Genomic DNA, 21,826 nt, shown 5'->3' with positions numbered 1-21,826 from the left:
CCAATGTTAAAACAAATGAAGATTTAGTCAAGTATAAAAATAATCCTTTATATAGTCGTAATTTTGATATTAATGAGTCTCTGAATAAACTTAGTGAAAGTATTAAAAATGCATCTGTACAATCCATTCAACAGCGTATGGGATACACATTTAAAGACTGGCTAGGTATTGGTTTACAGGCATTGGGTCGCCGTCAATTGACTGAAATCTATCATAAGATTTTACCGCAGTTGACCAAGTACAATAACTTGGCTGCTCAAATGGATGCTGATAAAAATGATGCTGGTGCCGAAGCTGATACCTTAGTTCGTGAATGGGCTAAATTGGATGATGAACAAGCTTTGGCAGAATTGATGCATGATTCAACTTTGGCACAGATTGACCCAGCGAAATCACATCAAAATGGTGACAACTACCAAAAATATGCTGCTTTAAGACAGCGTTTTGAATCATTAACTCCTGAAGCCCAAAAAATTTACACTGATGCACGTGATGCCTATGCTAAACAGCATCGAAATATTCGTGATGCGATCCGGGAGCGGATTCTACGTGCCAGTATGAGCAATCAGCGTAAGGCTGAACTATTACAACAAATGGATGCAGACTTTTTCCAAAAATTGAAAGGTGTGTATTTTCCACTGGCACGTTTCGGTAAATATGTGGTGATTGTGCGGAATGCTAGTAATCAGGTTGAAAGTGTTAGTCGTGCTGAAACCATGGCGGAAGCTCAAGCTTTACGCAATGAGCTCATTAATAAATATCCAAATAGCAAGGTTGATAAAGTCGTTCTGGACAAAGACTATAACGCCAGCCGTGATATGGTTGGTCGTGGTTTTATGTCTAATCTTTACAATGAGCTAGACAATCTAGGTATTTCAGCCAGCGAGAAAGCACAGTTAGAGGATACTCTGGCACAGCTTTATTTAGCCTCATTGCCAGATTTATCCTGGGCGAAACACGGTATTCACCGTAAAGGGACTGCTGGTTTTAGCCAAGATGCTCGCCGTGCATTTGCACAGAACATGTTTCATGGAGCTGGGTATCTTGCCAAGTTGCGTTATTCAGATCTGCTCGATGAGCAGCTCTCAGATATGCAGAAATATGCAGATGAACAAGCCAAAGATAATCATGCATACGATCAGCCAACCGCGCAACGTGTCATCAATGAGATGAACATGCGCCATGAAAACTTGATGAATCCAAAATCAAATCCACTTTCGAGTACGCTCACCAGTGTCGGGTTTCTATATTATCTTGGTTTATCTCCAGCATCGGCAGTTGTGAACCTATTGCAAACACCATTGGTCACATTACCAGTGATGGGTGCTAAATGGGGCTATCAAAAATCCAGTCAGTCATTAATTAAGGCATCTGAGGAAGCAGTCAAAGCTAAGAATGATATGTCTAAGGTTCTCACTGGTGATGAGCTACAGGCATATAATGAAGCGGTTAGCCGAGGTGTGATTGATGTAACACAAGCACATGATTTAGCTGGTATTGCTCAGGGTGAGGATAGTGGTGTGATGTGGAAATTACGTCCGATTATGCGTTGGGCAAGTTTCCTATTTCATCATGCAGAACGCTTTAACCGATCTGCAACTTTTATTGCGAGTTATCGCTTGGCCAAAGAAAGTGGTGCAAGTCATGCCGAGGCTTTCGATCAGGCAGCCGATGTGACCTATCAAAGCCACTTTGATTACAGTTCGGGTAACCGTCCACGACTCATGCAAGGCAATGTGGCCAAAGTCATTTTCTTGTTTAAACAGTTTGGTCAAAACATGGTTTACTTGCTGACACGCCAAGCTTATCAGGCACTGAAAGCAGAAAAGCCAGAAGATCGAGCACAGGCAAGAAAAACACTGGCTGGTTTACTGACAACGCATGCTTTGGCATCTGGTGTGCTCGGTTTACCACTGGTTGGTATGCTACTCGCTGGTGCCTCCATGATTGGTGGCAGTGATGATGAACCATGGGATGCAGAGGTTGCATTACGCAATATGCTTGCGGATATGTTTGGTGATACTGCATCTAATATGATCGCTAAAGGGGTATCACGTGCTACGCCATGGGATATATCTGGGCGTGTTGGATTGAGTAGTTTGATCTTGCCAGATGTTCAGGATGGATTGGAAGGTCAGCGTTGGGCTGAATCAGCGATGGCTGCAGCACTTGGACCAGTTGCAGGGATTGGGACCAATATTTTAAAAGGCATGAACAATATTGGTGATGGTAATTTTGAGCGTGGGTTAGAAGATATGTTGCCTGTTGCTTTAAAGTCACCTTTAAAATCTATGCGTTACCAAATGGAAGGTGCTCAGGATAAAACAGGGATCAGCATTTTGGATGAAGTTGGAACAATGGCAATTGTAGGTCAGACACTTGGCTTTTCTCCATCTGATGTCCGTACTGCATCAGAAGGGAAATCCGCTATTTATCAGATGAATCAGCGATTGCAGTCTCGTAGATCGCAGTTACTTGCACAGTTCTCTCGAGCCAAAATGAATGATGATGAAGAAGCATTATCAGCAGTTTGGGACGAAATTGAAAATTTTAATGCTAAAAATCCATCACGCCGTATCACCAAGCCAAATGCGATGCAAAGCTATCGTAATCGTATGCGTCGTATCAATCATTCTGAAAATGGTGTCTATATTCCGAAAAAACATCATGAAGTACTAGATGAGGGGCGTTTCGCCTTTGATGAATAGTTAAGTAAAGCACCCTACGGTGCTTTACTTTTTAAATCTAGAGTTATTATTGTATTTATTAACTCATCTTTATTCTTTGAAGTAGATACGTAGTGTTGATATAAGTTTGTCACTTTATTTCGATTTTTTAAGTAGATATATAAAAAAAGCATTGCTTGAAAAACTCCTCCAAGGATTAGAGCATTAGCAGCCCATATAAATAAAGAGGGAATTAGATTATTGGTAAGTTCATTTGATAAAAACAGTGGTATATATACAATTGCAGCAGCAATGAAATAACAGTTTTTAATATGTTTTGAGCTTTGCTGTATTTTATTTATATCTTTATAAATTAGAATCTTAGTCTTTTTTTTGATCTTTCTTATAAGCTCTTTTTCAGATAGTTTTTCTAACGGTATATAGTCAATAATAAAGTATTCAAAAAAAAGCACTAATCCGAAAGTTAAAACCAAGACAAGTATGCCTTGAATATTATATTTACCTATTAGCCATAGATTAGCCAACAGAATTATCCCACAAATAACACGAATTATAGTTGTGATTGTCACTTCATTTCCTAATATGATTTTTAAAAGTTAATTGATCGATAGCTTTTTTAAATTTTCACCTATTGTACTAAATAACACTAACCCCTGTAAGCCTCGATAAATTTACTCGATTTATGAAAACTCTACGTTCAAACGTGGAGTTTTTTTATTGCCAGAAATCGGGGGAAACCGTGGCAGATCAACAAGCAATTGATACGGCTGCCAGCATGACAGCAGTAGCAGCAAAGACTGCCGTAGCAGGTGGCGCAGCAGGGGTAATTACATCGGTTGGTGGTTTAGATATTGGTTTACTAATCAGTATCTTGGCTGCAATAGGTGGTCTAGTCGTGAGTTTTTTCGGATTTCTCGTGACTTGGTACTACAAACATAAGGCAAACCAACGTGCCCAAGAATTACATGAAATTGAATTAATGAAAGAAAAAGGGGAATGTGATGTCAAACAAGACTAAGTTTGCAGTTTTGCTCACATCGGTCATTGGTACAAGCGGAGTTTTATTTACAACTGGCTATGAAGGATGGCGTTCAAAGCCGTACTACGATACGGGTCGCGTTGTGACACAAGGATTTGGATCTACTTTAAAACCTGATGGTTCAAAGATCAAAATTACAGACAAGCCAATTACCCAAAAACAAGGCATTGAATATTTAACGGCACACTATGCACGTGATGCCAAAGTCTTTAACAAATCGTTGCAGGGCATAAAGCTTTCTCAAGATGAATACGATCTCTATGCCGACTTCTCATACCAGTTCGGGACATCAGCATGGGCATCTTCATCTATGCTACGAAACTTGAAGCAAGGCAAGTACATTCAAGCCTGTAAATCACTGGAAAACTGGCGTTTTAGTCGTGTAGATGGGAAAAAAGTTGATTGTCGCGTAGATCGTGGCTGTGCTGGGGTTTGGCATCGTCAGCATGCCCGTATGGAGAAATGCTTAGGAGCGAACACATGACAACAGCACTTTTGATCATAAAAGCGATTTGGGATTTTCTAGTCAAAGTTTTTATTTGGATCATGTCAAATAAGCGTTGGTCTTTAATCATTGTTTTAGTGATTTATAGTGTATTCCAGACTTGGCAAGCCAACAGTATGGCAAATGATTTGAACAAGGCTGATGCCAAATGCACAGCAAAAGTGAACCATGTAAAAGGTGAACTGAATCAGTATAAAGCAGATCAAAAAGAAGCCAATGAAAAAGCAAAAACTGATGCTATCACCAAAGAAAAGACATGGTCTGAACAACTTTTAAAGGTAGAACAAAATGCGAGTAAAAAAATACAAGATGCGGCTGCTGCCGCTCGTAGTGTTGATGTGGCTAATCGCGGGCTGTCAGAGCAAATCAGTCGTGCAAACGAACATATGTCCACAGCTTCCAGCCAAGCCGTTGCGGAGTACGCCAAAACCTGCAATCTCGTACTCGGAAACTTGGCGGTTAGAGGTGGAGAAATCTCAAAAGCTGCTGATGGGCACGAAATTGATACAGAGAAATTAGAGGAATCGTGGGACGTTGTAGCAAGTGGAGTGAAGCCCTCTAAGTGAGGGCTTAGGAGTTTTTATTAGTCATAAAATAAAACATCTAGCATCGCTACTCGCCCATTCCAAGCTTGTTGCTCAATCTCATTGGTTGGTTTAGTAGAGTTCCACCACACTGAATCCATAATGCGACAGATGATTTCTTTCCAATATGTATCGTAATTTATTTTGCTTTGAGATATTCCAAAATCCTTACACAGATTTTTTTTATTCTTACCGTCGACACAAATAAAAATATCAGGGCGTTTTAGTGCAAGTAATCTGGTCGCTGTAGCAATACCAGTTCTTTCATATGCTATTTCAAACTTCTGAATATAAGCATTGTAATGATCAATAGTCACTGCACCTTCTAATGGGATCTCATCTAATGCGTCTGAAATTTGTTGGTTATTTTGATTGATTGCCTGAAAAAATGATCCTGACCCTTTCATACTGCCGAACCAGCCAGCTTCTGGATAAAGTTGATTAGGAAGCCCTGAAATTATTAATCTTTCATCTTTGCTCATATGGCTGAATATTTTCTTTGATTCAAATGTTGCTTTGGCTAACTTGAGTAACCCACAACGATTTTGGAACCCATTAGGGTATGGGTCATTTTTAATAGCAGTAAAAAGATTGCTCCATGACATAGTCATGATATTTGAAAGTAAAGGAGATTTTACTTTATTAGCATCTAATTCATTATTGTAGTTACCAGATACTCTGACTAGATAATTCTTCTGTGTATTCCATAAGTTTCTATAGTTTTGAGCTTCTTGACGAGTAACTACACTACCTTGTTCCCAAAAACTTGTAATAGTTTGCTCAACTTCGTCTCTGAATTCCTCAGTTGAATCACTGGAAGTTATATGGACTAAAAGTTCTGTGTTAGTTGTTAAAGCGCCCTTCGTTAAATTGGCACTACCAATTAGAAGATCCCAAGAATTTGGAGACCAAAATAGAAAGACCTTTGGATGAAATACTCCATCTGGTTGTAGTACAAAATGGCATTTTTCAGAGTTAGTAAACTTATCAAGTACATCAGGATGTGTTTGATAGAAGTGAGTACCTATAACAGCTTTTGTAATTTTGTCTCTATCTTCATAAATAGTATTAAATGCGATGGTGTCAGGGCTTGCCCAAGCAACAGCGAATGCAATATTTTTATGTTTGCGTACCAGTGCAGAAATTTTTTTATCAAGTGATTTTCCACCATTACATAATTGCATGATTTTTCCTTATTAACTTTATAGAATTTAATGTAAAAATTTTAAAAAATTATAATATTATAAGTTAGAAGATTTTTTATAAATTAAACATAAAATGAAAAAAGTACTATTTTTACTTGCTGCAGCCCTCATATTTACGTCATCTGAAGTTCCTGCGAAAAAAATACATGCGGTGAATGATGAAGCGATCAAAGAAAAAATTATTCAGGAATCTATAGATTCATATCCTGGACCATGTGCTTGCCCGTATAATTCGGCTAGAAATGGTAGTCGCTGTGGTAAACGTAGTGCTTATTCGAGAGCTGGGGGATATGAAACTATTTGCTATAAAGATGATGTGACAAAACAAATGATTCAAGATTATAAAAACAGGAATAAAAAATGAGTAAGACCCTAAAGCTTTCAACTTTTACACAAGATGTTATTACAATCATGGTCATTTCGGCTGTAATCATCATAGGTCTATTGCAGCTTCAAATCAGTCATAAAGATAGGGCTGGTGGGTATGTTGATGGAACGGATGGTTACTCAGGCTACATATTTGCTCGAGACAATAATTTGAAATCAAAAGCCGAGTGTGAGTATGCAAAGCTACCACCATCTTCGTCAGCAGAAACTAGCGCAGAATTTATGCAGGGATGCCATAAGTATTTTGAATGAATTCCTGATAACTAATTATAATTGTTGATTATTTATTAAATTTTTTATATATTTTAAATATACTTACGCTGTAGTTTTTTGTGAAAGCCCTCATTTGAGGGCTTTTTTACTATTTAACAGTACCTAAAACTGGAACCATTCTTGGTCCAGCTTTACGAGCTTTACTCACGATTTCAACTAATTCATCGTAAGTTAAGTTGAAAGAATCTGAGCTATCAAAGATGTATTCAACATTTTTGTCTTTTAGTTCTTCTGGCTTTTCAGGGATAAAGCGTTCAGGAATTAACTTTTGGGTGAGCCCTTGGTCTGATAAGTGTTTAGGTAGCATTTTTTGATCCTATATAAATTATGAAGGTCTTTGAATAAGATTTGTTGTGTCAAAACTATAATAGCGAGTTATATCAATCCATGTGGATATGCCTTGTTCCCACTTGTGAATACGATTGTCGTCTATCCTTAAAATATCTAAACCTCTGATCCCAAAATGTGTTGCATCATCAGGTAATAGATCCCACGGAATAGTAGAGTTTTCTGAAAGCCAGTTCTCCCAGGCATTTTGAATGTATGGAACAACAAAGCTCTGTTGCAGCTCATTCCATGAAAAAATATTTTGGATATTAGATTTCTCTTTATATGAATCAATCACACTTTTAGTTGGTCTGAATGATTTTGAGAATTTCTCTAACAACTCTTTAACAAAAGGATAGTCAGTATTTAGATTATCTGGTGACTCAATCGCCGCATATACTTCTTCTGCATCAGCAATATCAGCAGCCGATACATAGCGTTGTTTAAGTGCAAATTTTGAATAGTTTTCGCCATATTGCTCTTTAGCAAACTTAATAGCATCCTGATACTCGATACGTTTGCCACGTTTTTTCAGATTGACGTAGCGTTTTAAACTTCCCCAAGATGAATGGAGAGTAATGGTTTGAAGTTGAGGTATGGTAAATCCATCTTCAGCATAACGAGTTGCTGCTTCATGTCGTAAGTCATGGAACCTGAGATCCGTAATGCTATTTAATCTGCAGGCTCTACGAAAGTAATCAGAAACAGTTTGAACATTAACAGGTAGTAAAAGTTCGTCACTATAACCAAGTTCTAGCATTCGTCTCCGCGTTGATGGTTCAAGTAGCTCCTCAATGATTAACAGGGCATTTGGCTCAAGATGTGCAAACTTATGATTGCCTTTAGAACCATCAGGATTCTTTACATCACGAATCTTCCATTGATTGTTTTTACGATCAAAATCCTCAAGCCGCATTTCACACAGTTCACCTTCTCGGCGACCAGTATAAATCGCAAGCCACATCACTAAGTGCATTGGAATGGCATTACGGACGCGCTTCCAGCCTTTATAAAAGTGATTTGTGAGTGTGAAAAGCTCTTCTGTTGTAATCAGACGATCACGCTCTTTTGATTTTGTGACGATACGAGCTTTTTTTAAACCGATGATTGCCTGAGATAACTCATTTTTGGCATTTACAACATTCTCACCCCAAACAAGTTCGGCATGGCCAAGAACACTGGATATGTGTGAAAGGTCTTTTAATGTAGTCGATGGGCTAACACCATCAAGCATTTCCATTGGGTTACCTTTACGTCGTTCAATTGCAAAAGTTGAAAAGTCTTGACGCGAAAGAGAGTACACATCTTTTTGAGCAATATCATAGTTGCAGATATTTTTTAGTGCAGACTTCTTAGTCCCAGCAAATTCGTTCCCAATTTCTTCGATATATCGTTCTATGAATTGATCCAAAGTTTTTGACACAGTTTTGGTTTCTGGGTTTAAAATATCTGGGTTAATTTGAATTTCTGCTTCTAGCTTTTTGATCCATTCTTTTGCTAATGACTCTTTGGTAAATGTCTTAGATTTTTGGAACACAGGTAAATCTTTCCTCTGGACACGTACTTGCGCTCGAAATCGCACTTTGCCATTGGAGTCTTCTCGCTTTGTAATTGTTCCCATATTTTTTGCACCATAGAATATTAGTTGCACCATATAAAAAATATGGTGCAACTATGGTGCAACAAATATAAAAGAATAGTCAAGAATGTTGGAAAATGATTGAGAATATGGGAATTGGAAAATTGAGTAAAAACAAAGTAATTACAGAATTGTTTGATAAAACAAAGCGTAACCAAATTTGGGTTGCGCCGATGGCAGGCGTTACTGATAGGCCCTTTAGAACACTGTGCAAGTACTTCGGTGCGGGGCATGCTGTCAGTGAAATGATGACTGCTGATAAAACGCTACGCATGAGCAAAAAAAGCCTGTACCGCGCTAACTTCGATGGTGAAATTGCCCCGATTTCTGCACAAATTGCAGGTTCAGACCCAGAGCAACTGGCTGAGGCGGCACGCTATCAAGTTGCCAATGGTGCACAGATTGTCGATATTAATATGGGATGCCCAGCCAAGAAAGTTTGTAATAAACTCGCAGGCTCGGCGCTATTGCAAGATGAAGATTTGGTGGCGCGTATTTTGGATGCGGTGGTCGCTGCAGTTGATGTCCCTGTGACTTTAAAAACCCGTCTTGGTTATTTAAACGGGCAAGAAAATATTATGCGGGTTGCCAAACGTGCAGAGCAGGCGGGTATTGCTGCGCTTGCTTTGCATGGGCGCACTCGTGAAGATATGTATTTAAATACAGCCCGTTATGAGTTGATTAAACAGGTTAAAGCGCATATCAACATTCCCGTGATTGCCAATGGTGATATTGACAGCCCTGAAAAAGCCAAATACGTGCTGGACTATACAGGTGCAGATGCGGTAATGATTGGCCGAGCAGCACAAGGGCGACCGTGGATTTTTCGTGAAATCGCTCACTATCTACAAACAGGCCAGCATTTGGTTGCACCAAGCATTGAGGAAGTGAAAACTGTTTTGCTCGGGCATTTGAGTGAGCTATATGAATTTTATGGTGAATACTCAGGTTGTCGTATTGCCCGAAAACATATTGCCTGGTACACCAAAGGACTACATTCGAGCAATGAGTTTAGACAAAATATGTATAAGGTAGAATCGACCCTTGAACAAGCCAAAGTGGTTGAAGACTATTTCAACTTATTGCTTGATCAAGGGCAAAATATGGATGATGTCCAAATCGAATCGGTCAATTTACTGGTGACACATTAATTAGAACTGTGAAATCTTAACAGACCCTAAGCATAGTGCATTTCTTTGACTAGGGTTTGCACTAGTTCATGTGCTTCGAGTTGTCGAATTTCTGCTACATGAGCACCTGCCCAAAATGCGGCATATCCATGATGATTATGCTTTGCTGCAGCAGTATGCAGTTGTTTTGCTAAGTCATAAGTATATGGATAGGCTGGAATTTCAGGTCGGTAAATACTGTCGATCTGTTTATGCCAGTCATTGATAATCCCACGAGCGGGGCGACCTGAAATTGCAGCACTAATTTGCGTGATCGGTTCGTCAAATAGCGCTTCTCGGTACATGGTGCTGGCATTTGAACTCGTGCATTGAATAAATGCTGTACCCAACTGCACAGCAGATGCACCTGAGTCTAAGGCATAACGAGCTTGTTGACCTGTCATGATGCCACCTGCTGCCACAATTGGAATTGAACAATATTTGTGCAGCAATTGTACTAGGTGAATAGTCGTCATTGCAGCATCGCTATCTGCATTAAAAGTACCGCGATGTCCACCAGCTTCGACACCTTGAGCAACAATAATATCAATGCCTGCCTGCTCAATTGCTTGGGCTTCACTCAAATTGGTGGCGGTCACCATCGTCACAATGCCCGCATTTTTGAGTGCCTGAATCTGATGCTGATGTGGAATGCCAAAATGAAAGCTGACCGCAGCAGGGCGTAACTCAAGCACCAGATTCAGGTAGTCATCTGAATCTAAAAAACTTGGATAAATGCAATTTAAGGTTTGTGGTACAGGTTGATCAAACTGCGCAAAATGTGGCTGTAGATATTCAATCCATTGCTGTGCAATCTGTGGATCGACAGTCTCACTGCGATGACAGAAGAAATTGACCTGAAATGCCTTGTCCGTTAGTGCTTGGGTTTCTAGAATTTGCTTACGACAACTTTCCAAATCACTGGCGCCTAGTCCAAGTGAACCTAATGCACCTGCATTGGAAACTTGTGCAGCCAGTTGTGGCGTTGAAACGCCTGCCATCGGTGCCAGAAAAATAGGATACTCTAGGTTAAGCTGTTGAAGAATAGACATATCGGTCAACTGTTTATCAAATGTGAGAGAAAAAGATTACTGCTTATGATCATCGGTGGTTTTTTTAATATGCTCTTCAGCATGATCGATAGTATTGTCAAGTGTACTGGCAGCATGATCAGTTGCCTGTTTGGTTTTCGTGGTCACACTATCAATGGTTTTTTTGAAATCATTCTGTGCTTGTGTTGCAGCTTTATTTAGGTGCTGTTCTGTGCTGGCACCTGTTGTTGGATGTGACTCTTTTTCACAGGCTGAGAGCGCCATAGTCATCATAATTGTTCCGATCACAACTGCATGTTTCATTCGGCGTTCCTCTGATTTATCGTTGTATTGAAATTCAGTGTAGATATTTCCCTCAGCGAAAAAAGTGAAAATTACATTTTTCGAACGGGATTAGCATAGCCTCAAACATTTTGATGGATTGAACAATACGACCTTTAGAGTAAGCTAAAGGCATTGTAAGCCTTTTCAAACCTGCAATGCCAATCATTTAACTGGCAAGCCAGCGTTGTAACAATGCTGTGGTTTCCTCTGGGCATTCGAGTGGTGGCAAATGTCCACAGTGTTTGAAGATATGCAATTGTGAATTCTGAATGCCTTCGTGCATTTCCTGAGCCAGTTTGACGGGTGTAACCAAATCATTTTCTCCAACAGCCACCAAAGTTGGAATCTTAATTTCATGAAGTAGTGGTCGTGAGTCTATGCGACCTAAAATGGCTTTTTGTTGATTGATAAATCCGTTGCCTCCAATACGTTGAGCCATGGCCTTGATTTCTTCGCCAATCGGATCATGTACGCGAGAAGGATGAATAATCTGGGGAAGGAGTTTATTGGTAACGCCCATAAATTTTCCGACTTTAAGCGAATGAATGGTTGCTTGGCGGTGTTTTGCTGAGGTCACGCTGTCAGGGCGAGCACTGGTATCAAAAAGCGCGAGTTTAATGACCCGTTCAGGTGCCTGACGTAGCACCTCAAAAGCAACATAACCACCCATTGATAGCCCAACAAGAGCAAACTTTTCTGGTGCCTGATTTAAAATCCGTTTTGCCATTGCGGGTAAATTGTCGTCTTGAGACAGGTCAGCAATTATGACATTCATATGCTGTGACAAGGCATCAGTCTGATGCTGCCACAGTTTTTCGTCGTTAAGTAAACCTGGAATAAAAACTACAGTTGGGAGAGGAGAAAGCATAAACAACCTAAATTAACGTTTTACATGCAGTAAAGACAAAATACTGCCCAAAATAGCAAAGCTCAAAGTCAGAGTAACAATAGAGAGCCAACCGCCATGTAGCCAGAACCAGCCACCCACAGAACCAATGATGCTCGAACCCATATAATAAAATAAAAGATAGAGCGATGCTGCATGACCTTTATGTTCGCCTGCGGTTGGGCCAACACAACCACTGGTCACCGAGTGACTGATAAAAAAGCCTGTGGTTACCAAAATAATCCCTGCGATTACCGCAAAAATCGAACTTGCCAAGGTCAATGCCACGCCTAAACCCATAATCATAAAGCCACTGAGCATAAGCGGGCGTTTACCAAAACGGTCGGCAAGACTTCCTGCAATTGAAGATGACACCACGCCAAAGGCATACACCAGAAAGATCATGCTAATCGTGGTTTGGCTAAATGAATACGGTGCATCAGACAAACGGAATGTCGCATAGTTAAACAGCGTGACAAAAATGCTGGTCAAGCAGAAACCGATAGCATACAGGCGAATCAGACCGATATTGCCCAAGTGTTTGCGCCATGTGCGAAGATGAAAACCAATACGAAAACCTGGTTGAGCGACAAAATTTCGGGATTTTGGCAGCAGTTGATAAAACCCGAAAGAGAACAGCAGACAGATCACGCCTAATATGCCAAGTGCTATACGCCAAGAATAAAACTCACTGACCAGCCCCATTCCCACCCGACCCATCATGGCGCCAAAAGCTGTACCACCAACATATAAGCCCATGGCTTTACCCAAGTGTGCAGGGTCTATTTCTTCTGCCAGCCATGCCATTGCTACAGCAGGCACACCGCCAAGTACCAAACCTTCAAGTGCGCGGGCAATCAGTAAAGCATGCCACTGCGGCATAAATGCAGCCAAAATGTTCAAGACCGATGCAACAGCCATAGAGACAAACATAATGCCGCGACGCCCAAAGGCTTGTGAAAATGCACTGGCAAGTACAATCGAAAAAGCCAGTAAACCTGTGGTCAAAGAGAGTGCTAAAGAACTGGTTGCAGGACTAATCTGGAAGCTATGTGAAAAAGCGGGTAAGAGTGGCTGCACGCAATAGATCAGGGAGAAGCTGGCGAAGCCCAGTAAAAACAATGCACCGCCTGCGCGATAGTAGTCTTTTGAGCCTTGCTGAATCCAGACATTTTTAAATGGAGGACGTAACGTGGACACAGAAGTTGTGTGATTAGAATCTGTCCAGGTTTCTGTTGTTGAAACCTGAACGGATTTGGATGAGGAATCGCTCGCCATGATGAATGCTCGATTTCTGGGGTTTTGCAGGGAGAAGTTAGTAACACTTAATCTAGCAATTTGATTGGTATTTTTCTAATATATTTATATGTGTACCTTGATATGTTTTATATATGGAACTTCGACATATTCGTTATTTTTTGGTGGCGGCAGAAGAAAAAAACCTGACCAAAGCTGCTGCACGTTTGAAAATTAGTCAGCCACCGCTGAGTATGCAAATTCGTGATCTGGAAAATGAAATTGGTGCAGCACTGTTCCATCGAAATGCACATGGCATTGTCTTAACAGAAGCAGGGCAGGCATTTTTACAGGCGGTGCAACCTTTGCAGCAACGTGCAGATGAAGCAATTCAGATCGCACGTCAGGTTGCCAATGGTGAACTGGGGCAGCTTAATTTGGGGTTTACAGGAACAGCCGCACTCAATCCGCTGATTCCTGCGGCGATTCGTGAATTTCAGAAAACTTACCCTAAAGTCAAGGTTAAAATTGAAGAAGCCAACTCTGCCACGCTGATTCATAAATTATTAAATGAACAGGTCGACATCGCTTTTCTACGTTCTTCTGACCCACAACCTGAAGCATTAAAAATCCAGCAGTTAGTCGATGAACCTTTGGTGGCGGTTGTGCCACATCATCATCGGGTTGCACAGCAACAGGGTGATTTGGCCTTGTTGGAACTTAAAGATGATCCATTTATTATGATTCCTGAATCATTTTCGGGCATGGGGTTGTACGATGCGATTGTACAAGCCTGCTTGCAGGCAGGTTTTGATCCGAAAATAGGGCAGAGAGCGCCACAGCTGGTTTCAATTTTATCTTTAATTTCAGCAAATCTAGGTGTATCACTGGTACCTGAGTCAGCCATGCAGGTGCAATTGGCGGGTATCCAACATCGCCGTTTGCAAGCACCTGTTCCACATGTCAGTTTAGCGCTAGCATATCGGATGGAAAACCCGTCACAATTGGCGATTAATTTTGCCAGTATCGTGATGGAACTTTGCCACCAACCACAACATTCATTTTGATTTCTCAGGAGGCTTCAATGCAGTTACAACGTGGAATTTACCGACATTACAAAGGGCAACTGTATCAGGTTTTTTCGGTTGCACAGCATAGTGAAACGCAAGAAGCGCATGTAGTTTATCAATGTCTATATGGTGATTATTCGATGTGGATTCGCCCACTAGAGATGTTTATAGAACAGGTGACTTTAGAAGATGGTACGGTGTGCCCACGTTTTGCATTGGTGCAAAGTCTAGCCTAAATGGGATGGATTGCTTGGTCAGTGTCAGAATTTATCGGAAAATAATAAACGCTGACACCAACTTTTTTAAAATCAATCATCTGCCGAGCGATGCAGATGGGTCTCTTTGAATAGAATCATGTGTTCAAGCAAGCGCAACACTGGAAAAATGTAAATTATAAGTTAAATATCTTTCTATAAAATCAGTTTTGTTCTGCACACGAAGCATGTTGTCATAAACAAAAGTTGGCACCGAATAAAACAGCACTGCCGAACCATCGGTATAAAAAATTTTTAAATAATGTGAACTCGCACTGTACTTCCATGTTTTAACAACGTGATCAGTTTTATACATATAATCTCATCCTTCTCGTTGTTGATATTTTTCTAAAATAGTGCAATTTTCAAACCAACAAATGCATTATTCCTTCTATTATTATGATTTATCTGCTGTTTATCTGACACATCCTGTGCTTTTGTATGATTCCATCCTATATTTTCAATATATCCTTTTTTAAAATAATAAGCTTGCTATAAAAAACAAACAAGTAGCCTTGCGTGTCACGTAAGGCTACTTTGTATAAAGATTATTTTTAGGTTTATTTCTCAACGATTGCAGTCACGCCTTGTCCACCTGCGGCACAGATCGAAATTAGTGCACGCCCAGAACCTTTTTGGTGAATGAGTTTGGCCGCAGTTACCAAAATGCGCCCACCTGTTGCTGCAAATGGATGCCCAGCTGCCAAAGACGAACCATTGACATTAAGTTTGCTGCGGTCAATACGTCCAAGCGGTTGAGCTAAACCTAGACGTTGCTCACAAAACTCTGGATCTTCCCATGCTTTTAAGGTGCTAAGAACCTGAGAGGCAAAAGCTTCATGAATTTCATAAAAATCGAAATCCTGAAGGGTCAGATTGGCACGTGCCAACATGCGTGGCATGGCATAAGCAGGTGCCATGAGCAAGCCTTCTTTTTTATGGACGAAGTCAACCGCCGCAGTTTCAGAGAAAGTTAGATAAGCAAGAACTTCATGCCCATTGGCTTTTGCCCATTCTTCTGATGCGAGGAGTACACATGAAGCCCCATCAGTCAACGGGGTTGAGTTGCCTGCGGTCATGGTGGCATTGTCGCCTTTACCAAATACAGGGCGTAGGGTTGACAGTTTTTCTAAAGATGAATCGGAGCGTAAATTTTGATCACGTTCTAAGCCCAAAAATGGTGTGATCAAGTCATCAAAAAAGCCAGCATCGAATGCTGCTGCCAGTTTATGGTGGCTGGCAACCGCGAGTTCGTCTTGTGTCTGACGGGAAATTCCCCATTCTAAAGCGGTGAGAGCCGCATGCTCACCCATAGACAACCCTGTACGTGGTTCGCCATTTTTCGGAGCTTCAATCAAGCTCTTAAAGTTGATGCTGGCAAGTGCCTGTAAGCGGGCTTTTGCAGTTTTGGCAATATTGAGTTCAAGTAATGCCTTGCGTAAACCATCGCCAAGTGCAACAGGAGCATCTGAAGTTGTATCTACACCACCTGCAATGCCGACTTCAATCTGCCCAAGCGCAATTTTATTGGCAATGGCAAAGGCCGCCTGTAGACCAGTGCCACAGGCTTGTTGTAAATCATAAGCGGGCGTTTCTGCTGCAAGCTGTGTATTTAAGATACATTCACGGGTCAGGTTAAAGTCGCGGCTATGTTTTAAGACCGCACCTGCAACAACTTCCCCGAGTCGTTGCCCTTGTAGCTGGAAACGTTCAATCAATCCATTGAGTGCCGCACTGAGCATGTCAGCATTACTGGCTTTTAAATATGGGCCATTGGAACGGGCAAAAGGAATCCGGTTGCCACCCAAAATTGCAACACGACGAATAGTCTGACTCATAACGGTGTTCCTATGCAAAAAATTGAAAAATACTGGATGGAAAATAAAGTGAAATTAGAGATAATTTTGGTTTACCATAGCATAGAATACAACTCGGGCAATTGACCGAAATGACACAATAACAACGATTCAAGTCAACATATCTTATACGCAATTTCAGTATGATAATTTCAGTATTATTTACCCATTCAAATGTGTTTCATGCTGTATCTATATGATTCACCGAAGTGAAGAGAACATAATTATGACTGATCAATACCAGCATTTCTTTAAAACACCAATTGGTAAATTTGTCATCAAGCATTTGGGTTTGCCTGCACCAGTCGTTCTAGAGCGTTATCAGACGGCTACGCCAGTGGTGCAAGGTGCGGTTTTATTGGGAACAACGCCGCAGGCAGTATTTACAGCTTCCATTCTGGATACATTACGACAAATCCATGCCAATACTTATATTGCCGATGACGCAGAGCTGATTAACCAAGCCAAGCAGGCAGATCTGGACGTCAGTATTTTTTCAGCAGAAGACAACACACAAAAATTCAAAGCACTGGTTTTTGATGCATCAGGGATTCGTAGCACCGAGCAACTCAAAGCCGTGTACGCATTTTTCCATCCACTGATGCGGCAAATCCAGCTCTCGGGTCGGGTGATTATTTTAGGCTTAAACCCAGATAAATCAGACAGTGTGGCACAAGCCATTGCCCAGCGTGCACTGGTTGGTTTTGTGAAGTCTTTAGGCAAAGAATTACGAAAAGGCATTACGGCACAACTGGTTTATGCTGACCCAGATGCGGCGGAGAATCTGGTATCGACCTTACGTTTTTTCTTGTCACCGCGTTCGGCTTATGTGTCAGGGCAGGTGGTACAAGTACAAAAAGCAGATGTGGTCGCTGTAGACTGGACTAAGCCGTTAGCAGGAAAAACCGCACTGGTGACAGGTGCCAGTCGTGGAATTGGCGAAGCGATTGCACATGTTCTGGCACGTGATGGCGCGCATGTGATTTGTCTTGATGTCGAACAGCAACAGGCAGATCTGGATCGGGTCGCGCAAAGTATTGGTGGCTCGACACTGGCACTGGATATTACCGCTGCTGATGCAGGCGAGAAAATTGCAGAAGCCTGTCAGCAACATGGTGGTTTGGATGTTCTGGTGCACAATGCTGGGGTCACGCGCGACAAAACCCTTGCCAATATGAAAGAACAGCTTTGGGATATGGTGATTAACATTAACCTGTCTGCGGCTGAACGGATTAACCATTATTTGCTTGAACATGATGCTTTGAATGCACATGGACGAATTGTTTGTGTGTCATCTATTAGCGGCATTGCGGGCAATTTGGGGCAAACCAATTATGCGACCTCCAAAGCGGGTGTAATTGGTTTGGTCAAATATACGGCACCACATTTAAAAAATGGCATGACCATCAATGCAGTCGCGCCAGGATTTATTGAAACGCAAATGACCGCCGCGATTCCTTTTGCAATTCGTGAAGCAGGTCGCCGTATGAATGCCATGAGTCAGGGCGGTTTGCCTGTAGATGTTGCCGAAACCATTGCATGGTTTGCCACAGCAGCATCGTCTGGAGTCAATGCCAATATAGTGCGGGTATGCGGACAAAGCTTGCTTGGCGCTTAAAATCATGCGAACTTTGGGGGATCAAAATCATCCCCCATTTTTATAATCAAAACAGGTGCATCATGAGAACACGCCATTTTAGCCAATTTCCGAAACCCTATTTTGCTTATCCAAAAGTGATTCAGGGGTTGATCTTAAAAAATAAAAAACTAGAGCAGCGTTTGCCTGAAGTGGAATATGTGGTCGATGCGTTCCATGTCGATGCCAAACATTTACGTGCTTATAACCAGATTTGTGGTTTTGCCAATAACGGCTATGTGCCTGCGATCTATTTTGCGGTGCTGTCACAAAGCCTGCAAATGCAGATGATGACGCAAGAAGCTTTTCCATTTGCAATTTTAGGTTTGGTGCATATCCATAATCAGGTGACGCAGTACAAACCGTTGGCAGCAAATTTTCAGTATCGGCTGGTTTGTCGTTTTGGTGAATTGAAACCGCATCATAAAGGTCAGCAGTTTGAGTTTATTACCGAAGTGTATATGGAGAATGAACTGGTGATGCAGGGTGTCAGTACTTATCTGGCACGACAAAAAAACACTCAGACAGTGATTGAAAAAGCTGCTGAAAAAGCCAATCTGGAATGGGTGTTACAAGATCACTGGTCAATCCATGAAAATACAGGGCGCCGTTATGCACTGGTTTCAGGCGATGCAAATCCGATCCATTTGCATGCACTGACAGCAAAAGCCTTTGGTTTTAAACAAGCGATTGCACATGGCATGTGGACTAAAGCCAAGGCACTGGCTGCGCTGAGTTTACCTGAGAAATATCAGGCAGATGTCAGTTTTAAGTTGCCTGTCTTTTTACCTTCGGATGTTGAGTTATTGACACATCAACAAAGCAAGACAGTGAGTCAGTTTTTGATTCGTAGCGCCAAATCACATAAACCACATGTGATTGGACAAATTAGCAGTTTATAACGATTTAAATTTTTTAATGGAATAGAAAGTGGGTAAAGGAATGCCCTGATTTTTAAATAGCCTAAGTATTTTAATACGCTTGATTTAAATCTTGAGCAGAATGAGTTGCTATTTAAACGAATAAATACAGTTGCATTCACTATTGATTAAAAAAACAGTATGCTTAGCGAGGTGGAAAGGAGCATACATGTATCAAGTTCTTGCTAGAAAATACCGTCCTCGTAATTTCAATGAGTTGGTCGGACAAAACCATGTGGCTAGAGCACTGATTAGTGCGCTAGAACGTGGACGTTTGCATCACGCCTATTTGTTTACTGGGACGCGCGGAGTGGGTAAAACCACGATTGCGCGGATTCTTGCTAAATGCTTGAACTGTGAAACAGGGGTAACCTCAACACCGTGTGAGACCTGTGCCACTTGTCGCGCGGTCAATGAAGGTCGTTTTATTGATCTGATTGAGATTGATGCAGCATCGCGTACCAAAGTTGAAGATACCCGTGAACTACTCGACAACGTACCTTATGCACCGACACAAGGGCGTTTCAAAGTCTATTTGATTGACGAAGTGCATATGCTGTCTACGCATTCTTTTAATGCGTTACTGAAAACACTCGAAGAACCGCCTGAACACGTCAAATTCCTGTTTGCGACGACCGACCCACAAAAACTGCCGATTACCGTGATTTCACGCTGTTTACAGTTTACCTTGCGCCCACTCGATGCTAGTGAAATTCATCACCATCTGGACCATATTTTAGTTAAAGAACAGATTCAGGCAGAGCAGGATGCACTCTGGCAAATTGCCGAAGCTGCACAGGGGTCATTGCGTGATGCGTTGTCTTTAACCGATCAGGCGATTGCTTATGGTCAGGGGACGGTACAACATCAAGATGTCAAAGACATGCTTGGATTGATTGACCGCTCTATTATTTATGATCTGATTTTGGCAATTCACCAAAACCAGCCTCAGCAAGTCAGTCAGCTTTTACTGCAATTTCGCCAGCAAGCACTGGATGTGGCGCTGGTGCTAGATCAACTCATTTCGACTTTGCATGAACTGGCATTAATGCAGTATTTGCCAGATTTGAGTTTGAAATACAGCCAAGAAATTAATCAAAAAATTCGAAATCTTTCTCAACGGGTTTCTGCTCAGGATTTGCAGTTGTACTATCAGATTGCCTGTAAAGGACGCTCTGAGCTGACATGGGCAGTGACTCAGGAGCAAGGTTTTGAAATGTGTATCTTGCGGTTACTGGCATTTCGACCTTTACAGAACAATGAAGTGATGCAAATTGTTGAATCAGAGCAGGCTTCATCTGTGGCTGTAGCTTTTGAAACGAATGCGCTAGCCTCGCCTGAGCCTGAGCCTGAGCCTGAGCCTGAGCCTGAGCCTGAGCCTGAGCCTGAGCCTGAGCCTGAGCCGATTGATGAAGAACAGTCACAAGCCGATTTGCCACAAGGCTTGGTACAGTTTGATGCACTTGATGAAAGTACTTTGATCGAAGTGGATTTACCTTCCGCTCAGCAAACTGTGATTGCCGTAGATATTTATGCTGAAGATAATCTGTTCCCGTTTGAACCTGAATATGCTGAGCCAGCACCGCAGTTGGCTGTAGAGCAACAACCCGTTTTTCCAGATCAACGCGAGGCATTGAGTTTATTTGCAGAGCCTGCTCCTGAAACAGTTATGCCTGTTGAGCAGCTGACCGCGAGTGAGCCATCTGTTGCACAAAATCTGATGCCACAGGACATTTTAAAGTTGCCTGAGCAACAACTTGAAGGGGAGTGGACGGTTGAAAAATGGGAATACTGGTTTAGAAATAGTGCATTATCACCTGCGGTGCAGGAACTGGCGCAATACGGCTTAATGCATGGTCAGATTGATGGTGTGAGTACCTTTCATATTCCGCAGCGATATGAACAGCTTTTGACCCAGCAACAGCACAATTTAGAGCAGGCATTGAAAGATCAGTGGGCAAATACCCGCTTTTCAGTTCAGTATGGTGATGTTACAGAGGTAACACCTTATGCCATGCAGCATTTGCGCCGTGAAAAAGCACAGCAGCGAGCAGCCGAACTCATCCATCAGGATCAGGTGGTTCAGCAACTGTTGAGTACTTTCGACGGGAATATTCAACAGATTGAACTCAAGCATGAATAGTCTTGTTGATTTTTTTACAAGAAATAGCATTTGTTTAAATAAAGTCTATCAAGCTGTATTTCATCGCGGAAATGAAAAGAATACAATTGATATTTAAGCCATTATTGAGGTCAGACATGTCTTCGCAACAGCCTTATAAGGTTTTGTGTGTGTGCTTGGGAAATATTTGTCGTTCTCCCACTGCCGAAGCTGTATTGCGACATTTTTGCCAACAGCATCAATTGAATGTACATGTCGATTCTGCTGGAACAGCAGCCTACCATATTGGTGAAGCGCCTGATTCTCGTAGTCAGCAATATGCACGTCAGCGCGGTTACGATTTGTCAGTGTTACGTGCGCGGCAGTTATCTCTCAACGATTTTCTGGATTTTGATTTAATTCTGGCGATGGATGAACAAAATCTAAAAAATATTCAGAAAATTGAATACCAAGCCCAACAGCAATTTGTTCAGCTTCGTGCTCAGGTTTATATGATGACTGAACATGCAGTCGAGTTGCAGCGCCAAGCGATTGCCGATCCATATTATGGTGGTGCAGAAGGGTTTGAACGTGTGCTCGATCAGTGTGAAACTGCCAGTCAGGCATGGGTAAATGTATTTAAGTCTTCACAAAAACAATAAGGTTCTGTGTCAGT

The 21,826-nt window shown here is 41.6% G+C and carries 22 protein-coding genes and 1 pseudogene; 13 read left to right on the top strand and 10 right to left on the bottom strand.

Going from position 1 to position 21,826, the window contains the following annotated elements; genetic code table 11:
• The coding region (locus ACX1N5_RS11190) for a PLxRFG domain-containing protein (RefSeq protein ID WP_458801991.1) at positions 1 to 2,708 on the top strand (2,708 nt) is incomplete at its 5' end.
• 14 nt (positions 2,709 to 2,722) lie between these two features.
• Here ACX1N5_RS11190 and ACX1N5_RS11185 read toward each other — a convergent pair.
• Entirely contained in the window at positions 2,723 to 3,256 is a 534-nt protein-coding gene (locus ACX1N5_RS11185; RefSeq protein WP_458801992.1) for a hypothetical protein, read from the bottom strand.
• A gap of 170 nt (positions 3,257 to 3,426) precedes the next feature.
• Between ACX1N5_RS11185 and ACX1N5_RS11180 the strand changes: the two genes are divergently transcribed.
• From ACX1N5_RS11180 to ACX1N5_RS11170, 3 genes are read left to right on the top strand one after another with little or no spacing between them, the layout of a single operon-like run.
• Complete coding sequence (locus tag ACX1N5_RS11180) at positions 3,427 to 3,705, top strand: holin (RefSeq protein ID WP_458801994.1); 279 nt, start codon at positions 3,427 to 3,429, stop codon at positions 3,703 to 3,705.
• Positions 3,689 to 4,210 carry a glycoside hydrolase family protein gene (locus ACX1N5_RS11175; protein ID WP_458801996.1) on the top strand — a complete coding sequence of 174 codons (522 nt, stop codon included), beginning with the start codon at positions 3,689 to 3,691 and terminating at the stop codon, positions 4,208 to 4,210. Before ACX1N5_RS11180 ends, ACX1N5_RS11175 begins: the two co-directional genes overlap by 17 nt.
• Complete coding sequence (locus ACX1N5_RS11170; RefSeq protein ID WP_458801998.1) at positions 4,207 to 4,797, top strand: hypothetical protein; 591 nt, start codon at positions 4,207 to 4,209, stop codon at positions 4,795 to 4,797. Before ACX1N5_RS11175 ends, ACX1N5_RS11170 begins: the two co-directional genes overlap by 4 nt.
• A 17-nt stretch (positions 4,798 to 4,814) precedes the next feature.
• Here ACX1N5_RS11170 and ACX1N5_RS11165 read toward each other — a convergent pair whose 3' ends face one another.
• Complete coding sequence (locus tag ACX1N5_RS11165; RefSeq protein WP_458802000.1) at positions 4,815 to 5,999, bottom strand: phospholipase D family protein; 1,185 nt, start codon at positions 5,997 to 5,999, stop codon at positions 4,815 to 4,817.
• Between the two features lie 94 nt (positions 6,000 to 6,093).
• Here ACX1N5_RS11165 and ACX1N5_RS11160 point away from each other — a divergent pair, with 94 nt between their 5' ends.
• Complete coding sequence (locus ACX1N5_RS11160; RefSeq protein WP_458802002.1) at positions 6,094 to 6,384, top strand: hypothetical protein; 291 nt, start codon at positions 6,094 to 6,096, stop codon at positions 6,382 to 6,384.
• Complete coding sequence (locus ACX1N5_RS11155; protein WP_458802004.1) at positions 6,381 to 6,659, top strand: hypothetical protein; 279 nt, start codon at positions 6,381 to 6,383, stop codon at positions 6,657 to 6,659. The genes ACX1N5_RS11160 and ACX1N5_RS11155 overlap by 4 nt, the downstream gene beginning before the upstream one ends.
• A 109-nt stretch (positions 6,660 to 6,768) precedes the next feature.
• Here the strand turns inward: ACX1N5_RS11155 and ACX1N5_RS11150 are convergent, their stop codons facing one another.
• Complete coding sequence (locus ACX1N5_RS11150) at positions 6,769 to 6,987, bottom strand: hypothetical protein (RefSeq protein ID WP_004752406.1); 219 nt, start codon at positions 6,985 to 6,987, stop codon at positions 6,769 to 6,771.
• 18 nt (positions 6,988 to 7,005) lie between these two features.
• Entirely contained in the window at positions 7,006 to 8,628 is a 1,623-nt protein-coding gene (locus tag ACX1N5_RS11145; RefSeq protein WP_458802007.1) for a tyrosine-type recombinase/integrase, read from the bottom strand.
• Between the two features lie 122 nt (positions 8,629 to 8,750).
• On the opposite strand from ACX1N5_RS11145, the gene dusB reads away from it, so the two are divergent.
• A complete protein-coding gene (gene dusB / locus ACX1N5_RS11140) occupies positions 8,751 to 9,797 on the top strand; it encodes a tRNA dihydrouridine synthase DusB (RefSeq protein ID WP_458802140.1) in 1,047 nt (348 codons plus the stop codon).
• Positions 9,798 to 9,823: 26 nt separating this feature from the next.
• On the opposite strand, the gene ACX1N5_RS11135 is transcribed toward dusB, so the two are convergent.
• From ACX1N5_RS11135 to ACX1N5_RS11120, 4 genes are all read right to left on the bottom strand, one after another.
• On the bottom strand, positions 9,824 to 10,867 hold the full coding sequence (locus ACX1N5_RS11135) for an NAD(P)H-dependent flavin oxidoreductase (protein WP_458802009.1): 1,044 nt from the start codon (positions 10,865 to 10,867) through the stop codon (positions 9,824 to 9,826).
• Positions 10,868 to 10,903: 36 nt separating this feature from the next.
• Complete coding sequence (locus tag ACX1N5_RS11130; RefSeq protein WP_131381568.1) at positions 10,904 to 11,170, bottom strand: hypothetical protein; 267 nt, start codon at positions 11,168 to 11,170, stop codon at positions 10,904 to 10,906.
• 187 nt (positions 11,171 to 11,357) lie between these two features.
• Positions 11,358 to 12,059 carry an alpha/beta fold hydrolase gene (locus ACX1N5_RS11125; RefSeq protein ID WP_458802011.1) on the bottom strand — a complete coding sequence of 234 codons (702 nt, stop codon included), beginning with the start codon at positions 12,057 to 12,059 and terminating at the stop codon, positions 11,358 to 11,360.
• Between the two features lie 12 nt (positions 12,060 to 12,071).
• Positions 12,072 to 13,355, bottom strand: a complete 1,284-nt coding sequence (locus ACX1N5_RS11120) for an MFS transporter (protein WP_131381566.1) — start codon at positions 13,353 to 13,355, stop codon at positions 12,072 to 12,074.
• A 113-nt stretch (positions 13,356 to 13,468) separates the two neighbouring features.
• Here ACX1N5_RS11120 and ACX1N5_RS11115 point away from each other — a divergent pair, with 113 nt between their 5' ends.
• Both ACX1N5_RS11115 and ACX1N5_RS11110 read left to right on the top strand, forming a co-directional pair.
• Positions 13,469 to 14,380, top strand: a complete 912-nt coding sequence (locus tag ACX1N5_RS11115; protein ID WP_131381565.1) for a LysR family transcriptional regulator — start codon at positions 13,469 to 13,471, stop codon at positions 14,378 to 14,380.
• Between the two features lie 17 nt (positions 14,381 to 14,397).
• A complete protein-coding gene (locus ACX1N5_RS11110; RefSeq protein WP_004752390.1) occupies positions 14,398 to 14,619 on the top strand; it encodes a DUF1653 domain-containing protein in 222 nt (73 codons plus the stop codon).
• 124 nt (positions 14,620 to 14,743) lie between these two features.
• On the opposite strand, the gene ACX1N5_RS11105 is transcribed toward ACX1N5_RS11110, so the two are convergent.
• Both ACX1N5_RS11105 and ACX1N5_RS11100 read right to left on the bottom strand, forming a co-directional pair.
• On the bottom strand, positions 14,744 to 14,953 hold the full coding sequence (locus tag ACX1N5_RS11105; protein WP_004901391.1) for a KTSC domain-containing protein: 210 nt from the start codon (positions 14,951 to 14,953) through the stop codon (positions 14,744 to 14,746).
• 244 nt (positions 14,954 to 15,197) lie between these two features.
• A pseudogene (locus ACX1N5_RS11100) lies at positions 15,198 to 16,475 on the bottom strand (acetyl-CoA C-acetyltransferase); the annotation flags it as partial.
• Positions 16,476 to 16,719: 244 nt separating this feature from the next.
• Between ACX1N5_RS11100 and ACX1N5_RS11095 the strand changes: the two are divergent.
• From ACX1N5_RS11095 to ACX1N5_RS11080, 4 genes are all read left to right on the top strand, one after another.
• On the top strand, positions 16,720 to 18,111 hold the full coding sequence (locus ACX1N5_RS11095; protein ID WP_458802014.1) for a 3-oxoacyl-ACP reductase: 1,392 nt from the start codon (positions 16,720 to 16,722) through the stop codon (positions 18,109 to 18,111).
• Between the two features lie 62 nt (positions 18,112 to 18,173).
• Positions 18,174 to 19,031, top strand: coding sequence for a MaoC family dehydratase (locus tag ACX1N5_RS11090; RefSeq protein ID WP_458802016.1), 858 nt, complete (start codon positions 18,174 to 18,176; stop codon positions 19,029 to 19,031).
• Between the two features lie 187 nt (positions 19,032 to 19,218).
• Positions 19,219 to 21,192 (top strand): DNA polymerase III subunit gamma/tau, encoded by a 1,974-nt coding sequence (gene dnaX, locus ACX1N5_RS11085; protein WP_458802018.1) that lies wholly within the window; start codon positions 19,219 to 19,221, stop codon positions 21,190 to 21,192.
• A gap of 116 nt (positions 21,193 to 21,308) precedes the next feature.
• Positions 21,309 to 21,812, top strand: a complete 504-nt coding sequence (locus ACX1N5_RS11080) for a low molecular weight protein-tyrosine-phosphatase (RefSeq protein ID WP_131381560.1) — start codon at positions 21,309 to 21,311, stop codon at positions 21,810 to 21,812.
• Positions 21,813 to 21,826 lie beyond the last annotated feature (14 nt).

The organism is Acinetobacter sp. ANC 4636 (genome assembly GCF_054454555.1).
This window is presented reverse-complemented; position numbering and strand designations above follow the sequence as displayed.